A 15,705-nucleotide genomic window follows, 5' to 3' on the forward strand; every position below is an offset into this window, starting at 1 on the left:
AGAATGAAATCTATAAATAGTTTTGTAAGTGCTATCATAATCAGTGATTTATGGTTCCGTTATTAATAGTTACTAGTTTTGATGAATTTCGATTAACAAACGCTAAGGTAAAGCGATCAATGTCTTGGTACCCTGCTACTTTTTTAATTAATAATTGGTTAATTCTAGTAGCTTCTTTGTGTACATCAGCATACTTACAGTTTTTTAGTTCGTACTCTGCTGTTTCTGTAGAAATTCCATTCTCAGAAACCGCTAGACCTTTAACATATAGAAACTGTTTTATTTGATCACAATCACAATTTGATTGCAGCACCTTTAGAATAGCGTTTGATTTATCTTCTACTTTACCCCCTACGATGACTGCGTACGTTAGAAGTCCAGCCATCATTCCTATAAAAAGTAAAATAAGTTGCTTTTTCACTTATTAATGTTTTAGCGTAATTATTGTTTCTTTCATTACAAGATCAAAGTACTTTTAAAAAAACTGTTATTACAAGAAAAGCAAACCCATTTTAAAGAAAAACGGGTTGTTTTTTAATAGTTAAATAATTAAAAATCAAATAGTTATAACTATAATTATGTTTGACGTAAGAGCAGGGCACAAAACCCTATATTTATCAATTTAGGTTCTTTTAAAAATGTTTTTTAGGAATATTTCAAGATTGATTTTTTGATTTCAATTGTTTGATATAAAATGAAGGAAGTAATCCTGTTTGGATTTTAAAGTACTTTGTAAAAGAATCTGCACTTTTGTAGCCGACCTCTTCGGCTATTGATTTTATGGAGTATGAACGAAATTTAGATTCATTTTTTAACCTAAGGATAGCATAATTTATTCTTAAGTCATTGATATAGGTATTAAAGTTTTTTCCAAAATGAGAATTGATTACTTTAGATAGATAAGAAGTATTGGTTTGAATTTTTTTGGCAACATTATAGAGATTGCATTCAGTTTTTAGATAGTACTCTTGTGATTCTATCTTTTTTAAACCGGCAAGGATTTGTTCGTGTAATTCATCACTAATATCCAGTTCTTTAGACTGTGATTCCAGCAGACTATCTTTAGTGTCAATAATTGGAGAAGCCCCCTTTTTATTACTATCTTGTATAGATAAAGATTGTTCGTTTTCCTGATTTTCTATTTTAGCAAGTAAGGCTTCAAATTTAGTTTTGTTTTTCTTTGTTGTTCTTTGAAAGAGAAATACAACCAGCACTAACCCTAATCCAATTACGTATAAACCGATTTTAGAATAGGTAAGCCTATTTTTTTGTTGCTGTTTTTGAGTTTCTAGGCTATTTATTTCATTTTGATAATCACTCATAGCGATATCTTGAACTTTTTTGGAGGCCAGTGATTTTTTATTATTCAGCTTACTTAGGCTCAAAATATATTTTTCAAAATAGAAATTGGACTTTTCGAGATCACCATTCTTTTTGTGTGCTTGACCAAGTAACTTATAACACCTACTTAATTCATCAGAGTTACTATATTTTTTTGTTAATATTTCCAGTGATTCAGAAAGAACTTCAATACTCGCTGTGTATTTTCCCAATTTTAATAAACATTCCCCGATCAGATTTAAAATTTTTCCTAAAAAGACAATATCGTTTGCGTTGTAACACTGATCTTTAGCTTTATTCAAAAAATAAAGTGCATTTGTATAATCTTCCTTATTCTTAAATATAATTCCTCGGTGCATCAGAAGGTCGATATGAATATTATCAATTTTCACCTTTTTTGCTAATGATAATCCTTTATCATTAGCATATAGAGCTGAATCGAGTAGATGAAGTTTGATATATGCTTCAGAGATTCTGGCATTAAAAAGCATTATTCCTGTATAGACTCTTTTTTCTGAATTTTGATGTAAGTTTTTTAGTAATTCATTTTCACTGTCTTTGAGTTCCTTCAACGCTGTTTTGTAATCTCCGGTTCTGAGTTTAATAAAGGCTAAGTTTGTTTTAATTGTAGACACGTACCGTGGATTATTAATTTCTTCGGCCAGAGAAAGCGCCTTAGAATAGGCAGCGCTGGACTTGTCATATTCCTCAATATCAAAATAGTGGTTTCCAATTAGATTGGTAATCAAAATATTGTCATCCAATAATTTTTCGGTTAACGCTATGTCAGAAGCATTTTGGAGATATTCTATGGCCAAGTTGTTATTTCCCGAATTAAGGTTAGCGATGCTGAGATAAGTTAGAGCCTCTATCATTCCTTTGGGATCCTCATTATCAAAAGCAATTTTATACAAGATCTTGCTCAAAGAAATAATTTCTTCTACTTTGCTGTCATCCAAAGCCTCTAGTTGAAGTCGTATACCCTCGGTATTTTTGGCAACTATCATGTTATCAACCTGGGCAGCAAGATTGTAAGAAAATAACCATGCAAAAAAGATAAATAAGCGATACAATTTCATATAGAATGGATACAGCACTTAGGATGATGTCCCAAAAATAACCAAAAAAGCTTCAAAAAAGCTTTAATTGGCCATCTTTATAGGATTCATGTAGATCACAGTTTAATGAGATTTTATCTTCTTTCTGAAAATACTTGTGCTTGGCAATAGAAAACATTTGATGGATCTGATCGGCTATGTTTCCGGAACCCTTCATTCTTCTACCGAACACACTGTCGTTCAGGTTTCCATCGTGACATTCCATAATCTGATGGAGTATTTTGTCCTTGCGATCCGGAAGTGCATTTTCTAACCAAGCAATAAAAATTTGTCCGATGGCTCCATTTAACCTAACAACAGTGTGCCCTAAGCTTCTTGCACCTCTTTTTGAAACTTCTTCAGAAAGTTTCAGTATTTCGTGACTATTGATAGACGGAATAATCGGTGCCATCATCACACTTGTGGGAATCCCTGATAAATTTAATTTCTGCAGCGTTTCCAGGCGTTTTTTGATACTTGCAGTCCTCGGTTCTAATATTCTCCTTGTTTCTTCTTGAAGCGTAGTTATGGATAAAAATACTGACACCAAATTGTCTTCTGCCAATTTAGAAAGAATGTCAGTATCTCTTTGAATCAGGGCATTTTTAGTAATAATCCCAACCGGGTGTTTGTATTTTAAGAATGTTTCCAATAGTCTTCGGGTGATTCTAAGCTTTTTTTCTATAGGTTGATAACAATCTGTATTTCCAGAAAGTGCAATGGGGTAGGCTTTCCAATTTTTACTTTTTAGTTTCTTCTCTAATAACTCTGGAGCGTTTTTCTTCACTAATATTTTACTTTCAAAATCCAACCCTGCTCCATACCCCCAATATTCATGAGAGTTTCGCGCATAACAATATACACAGCCGTGTTCGCACCCCTGATATGGATTTAATGAATACATCATACCTACATCCGGACTGGATACCTTATTCACAATTGTTTTAGGAAACGTTTCAATAAATGCAGTTTTATGCTCAATAGACTCGCCTTCTTTTTGTAAATAATTAAGAAAATCATCCCGCAGTTCATATTGGTTCGCAGAGAAACGATTGTGTACGTTTTCCTGAGCACCTCTTCCTTTTATAAATTTTTTTTGATCCAAAAGTTGTGGTTTTTACGGTTTAAAAGTAAAACTTTTGTTGGAATATTTCCAATAAAAAATGGAATAATTCCAAATAAAGAAAGTAATTTTGTAAGTAGCTACTCTTGTAGGATAATATGAAGACTGGAGGAGTGCTTTAAGTCTGGTTTAGGTTAAAAAAATAGTAAGTGATGAAGAATAGAAGGTATGAATATGATGTTGCTTTATCTTTTGCAGGAGAGAATAGGGCATATGTAGAGAAGGTGGCAAATAGCTTACAACTTAAGGGTGTTAAGGTGTTTTATGATTTGTTTGAAGAGGCTAATTTATGGGGTAAAAACTTATATGAGTATTTATCAGAAATTTATCAAAATAAAGCAAGGTACACGGTACTTTTTGTATCCAGTTTTTACAATAAGAAATTATGGACAAATCATGAGAGAGTTTCGATGCAAGCGAGAGCATTCCAGGAAAGCAAGGAATACATATTGCCTGCTAGATTTGATAATACAGAGATTCCTGGAATTCTCAAAACAATCGGTTATATCAATCTGGAAAACAAGACTCCTGAAGAATTAGCCATTCTGATCGAAAATAAGGTAAAGAAGGATCAGACATTTCTTAGAAACCGATGGTCGAAACTCTCTACCATGATCAATCCAAAACCTTTTGTGTTTACCATCAAAGTGGTAGATGAAAAAAAGCAGTTGGTTAAACATGCAAAAGTGGTTTTAATAGCAAATAATTCTACATATTTGGAAGGATTTACAGATGAAAAAGGGTTGGCACATTTTGTCATTAGAACAAGAAAAATGTATACCGTACTGATCGCACATTCTGAGTATCCGGCTGTAGTTTTCCATCATATCAATCCCAAAGAGGATATTGAAGTTACTATCGAGAAAGCAAACAATTCGGGTTCGGTGATTATTAATAAATCAGGAAATATCCCTGGGATTTCTGGAAAAATTGAACCTAAAGAAAAACCTGATAAGGTATTGAGTTTGTACGCGGATAATATTGCAGTCGATGGAGGAAAACATCAACCGTATGATTTTAAATTAGATACGTCTATTTCTTTAGAGGATAATGAGGGAAATATAGTGCAGGTTACGTTTCGATTTTTTCAAGGTAGAATTGCTTTGATTGATTTTCATAAGGACATCGTTGTGTAAGAACAGGATGTGTTGCAATGGAGTGTTTTTCTGATTTAAAAGAAGATTTCTAGCAATTAAAACAAAAAATTCACCATTTTCAGGGGATCACCACTTGTAAAAATGTCTTACATTTATCTGGTCAACTAAAACCATTCGATATGCGATTATCACGGATCCTGTGTTTATTTATATGTACGGCCATTGTGTTTTCTTGTAAAAAGAAAGATGCCAAGGCAATAGCAGAAGCAAATGCTTCAGAACTTTCCAAATATCAAGATTATATTTCGGATGTTTCTACAGGGGTGATTTCAGTTTTAGACAATGTCTACGTGGTACTGCAAACACCGATAGAAGGATGGGATGATAATCAGGAACTCTCTGATGATATACTTTCTGTATCCCCAAAGGTGAAGGGTAGAGTATTTGCGGTAAACAATCAAACTATTTCTTTTCAACCAGCAGAAGGTTTTAAAGAAGACACAGAATATACATTCACCCTTAACTTAGAGAATTTAGTAAAAGATCTAAACGAGGATCTCGATGAAAAGTTTGTTTTTAGTGTAAAGACATTAAAGCAACAGTTTTCTGTCATAACAGACAATCTGCAATCGTATAATAAAAATTGGCAATATCTTAATGGTACGATAACGGCTAGTGATCAATTAAGTTTTGATACAGCAAAGCAGTTGATTACTGCAACGCAAAAAGGTAGAAATGTTCCGGTTACTTTTGGAGAATCATTGGTCAAAAGCCGGCAGTTTAGTTTTAGGATTGACAGTATTCAACGTTTTGAAGATGATTCTGAAGTAGCAATACAATGGTCAGGAAAATCATTCGATATCGATACTGAAGGTGAAGACATTTTACTGGTGCCTGGAAAAAACAACTTTTCGGTAATCAGTGTGTCTGTTTCTAATTTTCAAGATCAGTATGTAGAAATTAATTTTTCTGATCCGTTAAAGAAAAATCAAAATTTCGACGGTTTAGTGGTCATAGCAGGAACCAAAGATCTTAAATATACTGTAAAAGGACAGAACCTAAAGGTGTATCCTAAACAAGAGTTAAAAGGGACTTTGGAGGTAACCGTTTTTGAAGGAATCAAAAGCCTTGATAATTATAAACTAAAAAATACGTATTCAGAGAATATTTCGTTTCAGCAGCCAAAACCAGAAATTAAGTTATTGCAGAGTGGTGTGATCCTGCCAACCTCTGATAATTTGAAATTTAATTTTGAAGCGATCAACCTGCGTGCCGTAGAGGTTCAGGTGGTAAAAGTTTTTGAGAATAATATCCTGCAATTTTTACAAAATAATAATCTCAATGGGGATGCTAATCTTAGAACCGTTGCCCGACCAATAGCCAAAAAACTGATCAATCTTCAAGAAAATGCTTCCTTAAATTTAAGTAAATGGAATGCCTTTGCCATCGATCTAAAAGAATTGATTACACCAGATCCCGGAGCAATTTATAGAGTAGAACTCAATTACAAAAAAGCATATTCTATTTACAAATGTGATGGTACTGCTACAGATGATACGCCAATAGATGAACTTGCAGATTCTTATGATACAGAGATGGAGTCTAGTTTTTGGGATAGCTCTCAGTACTATTATGATGAATATTATTATGATTATGATTGGAACGAAAGAGACAATCCCTGTAATAATTCGTTTTATGTAAATAAAAAAGTTGCAGCAAACATATTGGCTTCTAACTTGGGAGTAGTGATCAAAAAAGGGTTAAACAATTCGTATTCTATTGCTGTTAATGATATTATTACTACCAACCCGATTGCTAATGCAAAAGTAACTTTTTACAACTATCAGCAACAAGAAATCGGTTTTGCGACCACAGACGCTGAAGGAATGTCTGGGTTCGATGCAGATAAACAGGCATCTTTTGCGATAGCCAGAACAGGGAAACAACAAACCTATGTAAAATTGAATGACGGTAATGCATTATCTGTTAGTAAATTTGATGTTTCGGGCGTGCAATTACAAAAAGGGATTAAGGGATATCTTTATGGAGAACGTGGTGTTTGGCGACCAGGAGACACCTTATTTCTATCCTTTATGCTCAATGATAACGCTAATAAATTACCAAAAGGACACCCGGTAAAATTTGAGCTCAAAGATCCTTACGGTAAAGTTGTACATCAGGAAACCAAAACAGAAGGAACTGGAAATTTCTACAAGTTTATTGTAGAAACATCGGATGAAGCTCCTACTGGAAATTGGCAGGCAAAAGTTAACGTGGGAGGTGCCAGTTTTACAAATGCATTAAAAATTGAAACCATTAAACCTAACCGTCTTAAGATCAAAACAAATTTTGCAGACGAAATATTAGGTGCTAAGGAAAGCATTACCGGTAATTTAGAAGTTTTATGGTTGCACGGAGCAGTAGCCAAAAGCCTTCAAACAGATATTAATGTTCGTTTTAGTCCTAAAAGAACTAGTTTTAAAACATTCCCGGGATATATTTTTGATGATCCATCCAGAAGGTTTGGAACCGAAGAACAAGAGGTGTTTAAAGGGAGACTTTCTCCAGAAGGGAAAGTAAACTTCTCTTTGAAACCAAAACTAGAAAATAAAGCTGCCGGAATGCTAAAAGCGTCATTCATTACTAAGGTTTATGAAAATGGTGGTGATTTTAGTACGGACGCACTTTCAAAAGATTTTTCTCCCTATGATACCTATATTGGATTAAATGTTCCAAAAGGTGATAAAGCGCGCGGAATGTTACTGACAGATACGCAACATAATTTTGAAGTAGTCACAGTAGATAAAGAAGGAAAACCAAAAGCGGTTAAAGACTTAGAAGTTCATGTATATAAGGTAAACTGGAGATGGTGGTGGGACACTTCAGAAGATAATCTTTCATCTTACAACAGAGGATCCTATCGTAACGAAGTATTTAACACAAAAGTAACCACAAATAGTAGTGGACAAGCTAATTTTAACTTTGAAATAAAACATCCCGAATGGGGTAGATACCTGGTAAGGGTGGTTGATCCTAATGGGGGGCATGCTACCGGAAAAGCGATCTATATAGATTGGCCGGGTTGGGCAGGTAGAGCTAATAAAAATGACCCTTCTGCAGCTACGATGTTGTTGTTTTCTACTGATAAAAACACCTATGATGTAGGAGAAAAAGCAACAGTTACTTTTCCGTCCAGTGAAGGAGGAAGAGCTTTAGTCTCTGTAGAAAATGGTACAGAAGTACTAGCATCACAATGGGTAACTCCACAAAAAGGAGAAACTAAGTTCGAATTACCTATAGATGAAATATATACACCCAACGTATACATACATATTACACTTTTGCAACCGCATAGTTCGACAACTAATGATTTACCGATACGTATGTATGGGGTAATTCCGATTTCTGTAGAAAATCCGGCCACAAGAATTACTCCAGTGGTAAAGATGCCGGATGTTTTGCAACCTGAAGAAACGATTGCTATCAAGGTTAGTGAAACCAATGGTAAAGCCATGACATATTCGGTTGCTATTGTAGATGAAGGCCTGCTGGATCTTACCCGATACAAAACACCAAACCCATGGGATACATTTTACGCAAGAGAAGCATTAGGAGTAAAGACTTGGGATGTATACGATGATGTTATAGGAGCCTATGGCGGAAGCATTAATCAGATTTTTGCAATTGGTGGTGATGCTGAAGCGGGTGGAAGCAAAGCCAAAAAAGCCAATCGGTTTAAGCCAATGGTGGTGTACAAAGGACCTTTTATACTTGCCGAAGGAGAAACTAAAATCCATAAGATCAAAATTCCTAAATATATCGGTTCTGTTAGAACGATGATTGTGGCTTCAGATGCTACAGAAGCAGCTTATGGAAGTACCGAAAAAACGACTCCGGTTAGAAAACCATTAATGGTATTGACCTCGATTCCCAGAAAAATTACTCCTGGTGAAAAAGTAACCATTCCAGTTACCGTTTTTGCTATGGAAAAAAAGGTTAAAAACGTAAGTGTAACACTAAGACCTAATAAAGGTTTTACGGTGGTTGGGGATACCAAACAGGTGCTTAATTTCTCACAGCCTGACGAAAAAATGGTGTATTTTGATATAGAAATACTAGAAGGAGCTTCTATTACAGATATCGAAGTAGTCGCAAGTGGTAATGGGGAAAAAGCTTCCTATAGCGTTCCTATCGATATAATCAACCCCAATCCCGTGACTACAGAGATTACTTCTATAGTTTTAGAACCTAATAGCCAGCAGGAAATTGATTTTGCGTCATTTGGGGTAGATGGGAGTAATGGTGCTATTGTGGAAATGTCTTCATTACCACCGATGAATTTTGAAGGACGATTGAAATATTTAATACGGTATCCACATGGATGTGTAGAGCAAACTACTTCGGCTGCATTTCCGCAGTTATACTTAAGCGATGTGTTTACTTTACCTTCTGATCAGCAAAAGAAAATCCAGCGCAATATGGAAGCAGCTATTTATAGACTCAAACGCTTTATACAACCCAACGGAGGCTTGTCATACTGGCCGGGATATAGAAATACAGATGATTGGGGAACAAGTTACGCTGGTCACTTCTTGTTAGAAGCCAATAAAAAAGGATATGTCTTGCCAATTGGTTTTAAAAGCAGTTGGATCAATTATCAGCGACAACAGTCAAAACGATGGAGAAGTGGTGGTAGTGATTTGGCACAGGCATATCGATTATATACCCTGGCGTTGGCAGAAACTCCTGATCTATCCTCTATGAATCGCTTAAGAGAGGCGTCAGACCTTTCTAATGATGCAAAATTAAGACTTGCTGCTGCCTATGGATTAGTTGGGCAAAAAACTGCAGCAGACGAATTACTTAGGAGTGCAAATATTGATTTTCAACCTAGGAAAAACTACTATTATACGTATGGGTCGACCAATCGTAACCGTGCTATGGCACTCGAAACTTTAGTATTATTGGATGAGAAAGTAAAAGCACAAAAGATTGCATCAGCATTGGCTAAAGAATTGGCTTCCAATAAATGGATGAGTACGCAAACTACTTCTTATGCACTGATGGCCATGGCTAAGTATGCAGCGTATGTTGGTGGAAAAGGTGTATCAGTAAGCTATACACTAAATGGAAACTCTAAAAACGTAGAAACCAATAAAACGTTGGCATCTTCTGGAGAATTATCTATTGCTAAAAGCAACAAACTACTTCTCAAAAACAATAGGGATAATACCGTTTTTGTGCAATTGGCAACCAGTGGAATTTTACCTGTGGGTGAGGAAAAAGTAATCCAAAGCAATTTTAAGGCGATTACAGATTATAAAAATAGAGAAGGGAAAGTTATCAATATTAATCAACTACAACAAGGAACTGATTTTGTGGCAGAGATTACTATCACCAATACTACCGGAAGTAAGGTAAAAGATATTGCCTTAACAGAGATTTTTCCATCCGGATGGGAAGTGGTCAATACGCGTTTTACAGATTTTGGATCGTTTAGAGCGAATAAAGTTACTTATACAGATATCCGTGATGATCGTGTCAATTTTTATTTTGATCTAAAACCAGGAGAAAGCAAAACAGTAACATTACTATTGAATGCTTCGTATTTAGGAAAGTATTATTTACCGGGTATTCAATGTGAGGCAATGTATGATAATGATTATCAGGTGCGGACTAAAGGTCAATGGGTAGAGGTTGTAAAATAGGGATGAAATTTGGAAGATTTGGATTTTTATAAGAGATCATATATATGCGGTCTCTATTTCGTAGGAAAATAGGAATCGTTTATCATACGATATTATGAACTATTTTTTGTACTACTCTATTCTCTTACGTATCAGTTTTTTGCTAGGCGTTGTTGTAGTAAGGTTGCTAGAATGTGGATTTTGTTGATTTATTTTAAAAGGTTTGATTAGCATTAATTAGTCGAGACAGTAATATTCTTTGGGTGTATAAGCACATTATAAATTATTGTAAATGGTACTATTTCTTATATTGTTCCATTACTTTTTCTTTACCCCAATCATTAGGTGATTTGTCCTCTTGTATTTGTTCCACGCAATACACGTTGTTCTTGTCCTTTGAGAATGCTCTATGAATATGTTCCCATGTTTCTATATCTACCTTAGGTAATTTTCTTGCGGTAAAGTAAATTCTTTTATCATCTCTAGAAAATGCATTTTTAAGAAGTTTCCAGGTTTTTACATCAGCGTTCTTTAATACAGCATTTTCATAAAATATATTCTCAATGTTTCTGGCAAAATTTGTATTCTTCTTAATAGTTTTTAGTGTTGTTGGATGCTTACAGCTTTTAATTACCTTACCATAGAAATACGCAAAACTTTTATCATAAGCGTACCCACTACCCAAGTAATTGAAACTTGAAACATCGAGTCGTTTCAATGGTTTAATCGATGTTTCATATTTCAAATAAGCATAGTTTTTATCTTTCCAATATGAGTCACCAACTTCTCGGAAAGTATCTCTGTCAACCTTTGATAATTTTGTCCAAGCGTGATAAACAAAGTCTTTATCCCTTGCTACAAAGTGACTACTTTCATAAATCTCAAAGCTTTCAATATCAGCTTTCATGAGCTTTTTCCACTGATGCCAGATTTTTCCATTTTCTATCTTCCAATAAGCTATGGTGGAACCGTATGATGGTTTTATAACTTTGTTATCAGGGAAATCAGTTAATTTTTTCCAACTCATAAAATGAAGTTTTAATTAAGGTTTGTATTGTTTGTAACGGTTTATGTAGAACTTGGTTTAATTCATTTTTTATAAAACAGTTGGTTTTTTTTTAATCCGATCCATTCATGTTCGATATCCTTCATTAAAAGTGCGTTATCAAATTTAACAGAGCCTTTTGGGAATATGGTTGTATTCTCAAAAAAACTAGATTGAACTTTCTTAACATCTAAAAAGAGATATTTTCCAATTATATGCTTTGAGTTCTAATCCATCAAATTCATTTTCATCAGGAGCATAACCAATTGCGCCATTCTGGAAAAAGTCCGAAACACATTGTAGGTTTTCGAATATACTTTTCTCGTTCCAATTCTCAGTCTCACTTGCGTCGATGGATAAAGAGGTATCATCATCACTTACAAATTCCACATGATAATTCCCATCAGATTCGTTCACTGTAAATTGAGCAAGGTTATGAATCCCTGGAAAAATAGTTCCTCCTGCCAAAGAATTTAGTTTAGAAGAAGTATCTCTTCTCGGAATATAGACACCTTCTTTTAATGTTCCGTTTTCGTTCCATTATATCGCAATTCTGTGAGCTCCATTTTCGGGGGATATTCCGATTTGTTTTGGAAACCCTTTGGGTCTGATTTCTTTTAATCTAATTAAACAATTTCCGGCAATCCCCTTGCCATTGAACATTTTGGGTCTAAATGGCTTAGGTAAGTAATTTTCTAAAATACCCTTATCAACTTGATAATTGATAAGGATCCGTCGATCGATTATTCCTTTTATTTTTGTTATTTTCATTTTTTGGGGTTCTCAGAACAGCGCTAGATTCTAAAGGTCGCAACAATTTTTTAGATGAGAAACAACATTCTTTTGACATACTTATTATTGCAATGTTATTATTTCGACGATTTCAATGAGATTCCTAAAACTATCGATTATATGGGTTGGTTTTTGTTTTTCTAATTTTTTTCTTGCGTTGTTCCCATACGTAACTCCACACGTATCCAAATTCGCTCTTTGTCCCATTTCAATGTCATAGATAGTATCACCAACAACCAAACAGTCACTTGGGTCATAGTTAAAGTTATCCATTATGAGATTTACAATATCAGGAGCAGGTTTTTTGTTTTTCGCATCTTCTTCACCACCTACAAATAAAAAAACATCATAAATGTTCTGTTTTTTGAGAATCTTAATTAATGTTTCCTTTCCTTTGCTTGATGCGATATTCAAACTTATTCCTTTGTGATGAAAATTTCTTAATGTGTCTTTCACCCCATCAAAAAGAGAAATGGTGTCGATTACAATTTCATTATAATGTTTACGATAAACCAAAGTTGCCTCTTGAATTAATTTTTCATCAAGTGAAAGGGCTTTTTCGAAGGTAGTTTTTAAAGGTAGCCCTATCAAACTTTCTATTATTTTTTCGTCAAAATTTTTGATGTTAAAGTGATGTGCCACGAATCTCATGGACTGTATAATACTTTCTTTAGTATCCGCTAACGTGCCATCAAAGTCTAGAATAAGCGTTTTATATTTCATTCGGGTGTGGTGTTTTCTCAAATCTGGATCTAATTGTAAATGTAACGTGCATTTTAATGTGTTTATTAGTAAATTCTACTATTTCACTTTATGAACAATTATTTCTATAGATTCATCATAATTGAAAGCTTTTAGATGAAATTCATATTCATTCCAACGTAAAGTATCATAGGTTAGGTCAGGTTTGCCTTCAATTCCGTGAACAGAAAGTGATTTTTCTTCAGGTGTTTTATTCTTGAAAAGGGTTATATGTGCTGTTGCTTTTGTAGGGCCACCAAGAAAAGAATGCTTATGAGAAAAAGATGTCAATACGATTAACAGATCATCTTCAAATTGAACTTCCTCATGTATAGTTAGTTTTATGTTCACTCCATATTTGGAATCCATTGTTGGTGCCGTTTGATTATAAGTTGGGGTCTGGCAATAAATCGAAAATGATATAAAAAGAAGCGTAAGAAAATAATTAATCGGTTTTTTTATAAGAAATAATTGAAAATTAATTTTTGAGACTTTCATAGCGTTTAATATATGTTTCGTAGTAGAGCAAAAGGTTACCTTGTTTTTCGGTTTTTGTACACATTGATTGCTAACTTTTTTTTGTAATTAATGCGCCGTTACAAAAATAAGCAGACCATTTGATTTATTACTTTGCTGCTATGACCATGTGTGTAATGTTGTACGCTTGGCTTTCTAAAAATTATTATTTCTAATCAGTTGATTTTTCTACAGAACTGGCGTGGTCTTTTATGATGTACCAATTTCCGTTAACTTTTTCTAAATCATAACTTACAATCATTCTGTTGTAATAAGGTTTGCCATCTCTTAAGGGTTCTCGATAAACAATTTCCGTTATAGCCATCCCAAATTTGTTACCTATATTAGTGTTCAGAATGTTGGTTTCGAATGTCCAGGTACTGTCATTAAACCACGCTTTATGATATTCGATAAAACCATCAACGCCATTTATGATTTCAGATCCGGGAAGGATTAATTGCATTTTTCCATTAGGATTCATGGTACTTTCCAATGAAGATAAATCACGGTTTGAAACAGAGTTTAAATGTTTTTGCATTGTGGCTATGAACATTTTTTCATCTTGTTCAATTTTATTCTCATCGTCATTCAGTATGTTCCTATCCTTACAGGAATTCAATGAACAAATAAAATATAGGACAATTAGGTAGCGTAGAAAATACTTCATAGGTCTTCAGTTTTAGCTTGCGTATAGTATAGTTGCATATCAACCAGCTATATTTCTATTATATATTCAATTGTAACTGTTTGTGCTACTGCTATTCTAACCTTATGAGATGAAAAATAATGTAAAGTTTCTCATATACAAAAAAAATTCATTCTTTTTATATGTAATGGCTTTGTTGGGGATACCTGTTGTAGCTGTAAGCAGTGGGATTTTCTAGCCCAATCATAGCATAATTCATTCTACGTTTTAGAACTATCTACATTCTTAATAACTATGTTTATCAAGTATAGAGCACCAGTAAATAAGGTCTATGCTTCATATTTTACCATTTTATTATTAAAAATAATTTGGATATCACCTTATTTTTGATAGACTTACGATCTCATATATAAAACCACGACACAAATATGCCAGAATTTGATATAGAAATGCTGAAAAAGATTTCAATAGGAGTAGGAGTACTGTTTCTAAGTTTTTTTGTGATCTTTTTTATTTTAAAAGTAATTGGCAAAAATAAAAGAACCTTGCTGCCGATAGAATTTGTAAAGCGTGTTAAGATTCCTCTTTTTCTGTTATTGCTTATAACTGTTTTGCAGCTAAAGTTCATAAAAGATATCTTTACGGTAGAGCAATTTAGAGTGATAAAAGGAATAATAACGGTGCTGTACATTGTTGCATTTACTTGGGCTATTATTGTTTTAATAAGGGTATTAAAAAATCAGGTGGTTAAGAGTTATGACATAAATGCAAAAGACAATCTCAAAGCCAGAAAAGTGTTAACTCAATTTAATATTTTAGAAAGAATAGTAATTTTCATCATTATTATTTTTGCTATTGGAATTGGCTTAATGAGTTTCGAGAGTATTCGCAGTGTTGGGGTTAGCATGCTTACATCTGCTGGGGTTGCAGGTATTATAATTGGGTTCTCTGCGCAAAAAGCGCTGGGAACATTGTTGGCAGGAATCCAAATTGCGTTTACACAACCAATACGATTGGACGATGTGGTTATTGTCGAAGGAGAGTGGGGAACTATTGAGCAAATTACCTTAACCTATGTGGTGATTAAAATTTGGGATAAACGAAGGTTGATCGTTCCTACAACCTATTTTATAGAAAAACCTTTTCAGAACTGGACCCGGAGTACTTCGGAACTTTTAGGAACGGTTTTTATACATACGGATTACATGATTGATGTGGATCTTTTAAGAGAAGAATTAACAAAAATCTTACAGGCCACCGATTTATGGGATGGAAATGTTAATATCATTCAGGTTACAGATGCCAAAAGAGATTCTGTCGAATTACGGGCGTTGGTAAGTGCTGTGGATTCTCCTACTGCTTGGGACTTACGAGTATATGTACGTGAGAAATTAATTTCTTTTTTAAAAGAAAATTATCCCGATAGCATCCCAAAAACAAGGGTTTTACTGGATAATAATAAAGGAAACTAGTGAGATTTTGTCTGAAACAAACCAAAAGCTCAGACACCTGAGACATCGTACTGAACAAATGTTTTTATTTTTTATGAAGGTTTACAAGCACTAATAACAGGATGTTAGGGCATGATTTGTTTTACTTTTTTGTTAAACAGTTTCTATA

The 15,705-nt window shown here is 34.1% G+C and carries 12 protein-coding genes; 3 read left to right on the top strand and 9 right to left on the bottom strand.

Annotation, left to right across the window (positions count from 1 at the left end; translation table 11 throughout):
* Nucleotides 1–40: 40 nt before the first annotated feature.
* The 3 genes from ACWGOQ_RS00660 to ACWGOQ_RS00670 form a co-directional block, all read right to left on the bottom strand.
* The gene (locus tag ACWGOQ_RS00660) at nucleotides 41–421 is read right to left on the bottom strand and encodes a hypothetical protein (protein ID WP_452056617.1); all 381 of its coding nucleotides are present in this window, start codon (nucleotides 419–421) and stop codon (nucleotides 41–43) included.
* Nucleotides 422–656: 235 nt separating this feature from the next.
* The gene (locus ACWGOQ_RS00665) at nucleotides 657–2,420 is read right to left on the bottom strand and encodes a tetratricopeptide repeat protein (protein ID WP_452056618.1); all 1,764 of its coding nucleotides are present in this window, start codon (nucleotides 2,418–2,420) and stop codon (nucleotides 657–659) included.
* Between the two features lie 52 nt (nucleotides 2,421–2,472).
* On the bottom strand, nucleotides 2,473–3,543 hold the full coding sequence (locus ACWGOQ_RS00670) for a PA0069 family radical SAM protein (protein ID WP_452056619.1): 1,071 nt from the start codon (nucleotides 3,541–3,543) through the stop codon (nucleotides 2,473–2,475).
* A gap of 170 nt (nucleotides 3,544–3,713) precedes the next feature.
* Between ACWGOQ_RS00670 and ACWGOQ_RS00675 the strand changes: the two genes are divergently transcribed.
* Nucleotides 3,714–4,697 carry a TIR domain-containing protein gene (locus tag ACWGOQ_RS00675; protein ID WP_452056620.1) on the top strand — a complete coding sequence of 328 codons (984 nt, stop codon included), beginning with the start codon at nucleotides 3,714–3,716 and terminating at the stop codon, nucleotides 4,695–4,697.
* 140 nt (nucleotides 4,698–4,837) lie between these two features.
* The gene (locus tag ACWGOQ_RS00680; protein ID WP_452056621.1) at nucleotides 4,838–10,366 is read left to right on the top strand and encodes an alpha-2-macroglobulin family protein; all 5,529 of its coding nucleotides are present in this window, start codon (nucleotides 4,838–4,840) and stop codon (nucleotides 10,364–10,366) included.
* A 277-nt stretch (nucleotides 10,367–10,643) separates the two neighbouring features.
* On the opposite strand, the gene ACWGOQ_RS00685 is transcribed toward ACWGOQ_RS00680, so the two are convergent.
* The 6 genes from ACWGOQ_RS00685 to ACWGOQ_RS00710 form a co-directional block, all read right to left on the bottom strand.
* Nucleotides 10,644–11,372, bottom strand: coding sequence for a DKNYY domain-containing protein (locus ACWGOQ_RS00685; RefSeq protein WP_452056622.1), 729 nt, complete (start codon nucleotides 11,370–11,372; stop codon nucleotides 10,644–10,646).
* 201 nt (nucleotides 11,373–11,573) lie between these two features.
* A complete protein-coding gene (locus tag ACWGOQ_RS00690) occupies nucleotides 11,574–11,858 on the bottom strand; it encodes a hypothetical protein (protein WP_452056623.1) in 285 nt (94 codons plus the stop codon).
* A gap of 72 nt (nucleotides 11,859–11,930) precedes the next feature.
* The gene (locus ACWGOQ_RS00695; RefSeq protein WP_452056624.1) at nucleotides 11,931–12,161 is read right to left on the bottom strand and encodes a hypothetical protein; all 231 of its coding nucleotides are present in this window, start codon (nucleotides 12,159–12,161) and stop codon (nucleotides 11,931–11,933) included.
* An 84-nt stretch (nucleotides 12,162–12,245) separates the two neighbouring features.
* Nucleotides 12,246–12,905 carry an HAD family hydrolase gene (locus tag ACWGOQ_RS00700; RefSeq protein ID WP_452056625.1) on the bottom strand — a complete coding sequence of 220 codons (660 nt, stop codon included), beginning with the start codon at nucleotides 12,903–12,905 and terminating at the stop codon, nucleotides 12,246–12,248.
* Nucleotides 12,906–12,983: 78 nt separating this feature from the next.
* Entirely contained in the window at nucleotides 12,984–13,421 is a 438-nt protein-coding gene (locus ACWGOQ_RS00705; protein ID WP_458202222.1) for a hypothetical protein, read from the bottom strand.
* A 190-nt stretch (nucleotides 13,422–13,611) separates the two neighbouring features.
* Nucleotides 13,612–14,106 (bottom strand): YybH family protein, encoded by a 495-nt coding sequence (locus tag ACWGOQ_RS00710; RefSeq protein WP_452056627.1) that lies wholly within the window; start codon nucleotides 14,104–14,106, stop codon nucleotides 13,612–13,614.
* A 407-nt stretch (nucleotides 14,107–14,513) separates the two neighbouring features.
* On the opposite strand from ACWGOQ_RS00710, the gene ACWGOQ_RS00715 reads away from it, so the two are divergent.
* The gene (locus tag ACWGOQ_RS00715) at nucleotides 14,514–15,557 is read left to right on the top strand and encodes a mechanosensitive ion channel family protein (RefSeq protein ID WP_452056628.1); all 1,044 of its coding nucleotides are present in this window, start codon (nucleotides 14,514–14,516) and stop codon (nucleotides 15,555–15,557) included.
* The last annotated feature ends 148 nt before the right edge of the window (nucleotides 15,558–15,705 follow it).

The organism is Aquimarina ulvae (assembly GCF_053613295.3).

Coding starts and splice junctions, on each gene's coding strand:
- ACWGOQ_RS00680 (WP_452056621.1), top strand. CDS start 4,838: ATGCGATTATCACGGATCCTGTGTTTATTTATATGTACGGCCATTGTG.
- ACWGOQ_RS00705 (WP_458202222.1), bottom strand. CDS start 13,421: ATGAAAGTCTCAAAAATTAATTTTCAATTATTTCTTATAAAAAAACCG.
- ACWGOQ_RS00700 (WP_452056625.1), bottom strand. CDS start 12,905: ATGAAATATAAAACGCTTATTCTAGACTTTGATGGCACGTTAGCGGAT.
- ACWGOQ_RS00675 (WP_452056620.1), top strand. CDS start 3,714: ATGAAGAATAGAAGGTATGAATATGATGTTGCTTTATCTTTTGCAGGA.
- ACWGOQ_RS00710 (WP_452056627.1), bottom strand. CDS start 14,106: ATGAAGTATTTTCTACGCTACCTAATTGTCCTATATTTTATTTGTTCA.
- ACWGOQ_RS00695 (WP_452056624.1), bottom strand. CDS start 12,161: ATGAAAATAACAAAAATAAAAGGAATAATCGATCGACGGATCCTTATC.
- ACWGOQ_RS00685 (WP_452056622.1), bottom strand. CDS start 11,372: ATGAGTTGGAAAAAATTAACTGATTTCCCTGATAACAAAGTTATAAAA.
- ACWGOQ_RS00665 (WP_452056618.1), bottom strand. CDS start 2,420: ATGAAATTGTATCGCTTATTTATCTTTTTTGCATGGTTATTTTCTTAC.
- ACWGOQ_RS00715 (WP_452056628.1), top strand. CDS start 14,514: ATGCCAGAATTTGATATAGAAATGCTGAAAAAGATTTCAATAGGAGTA.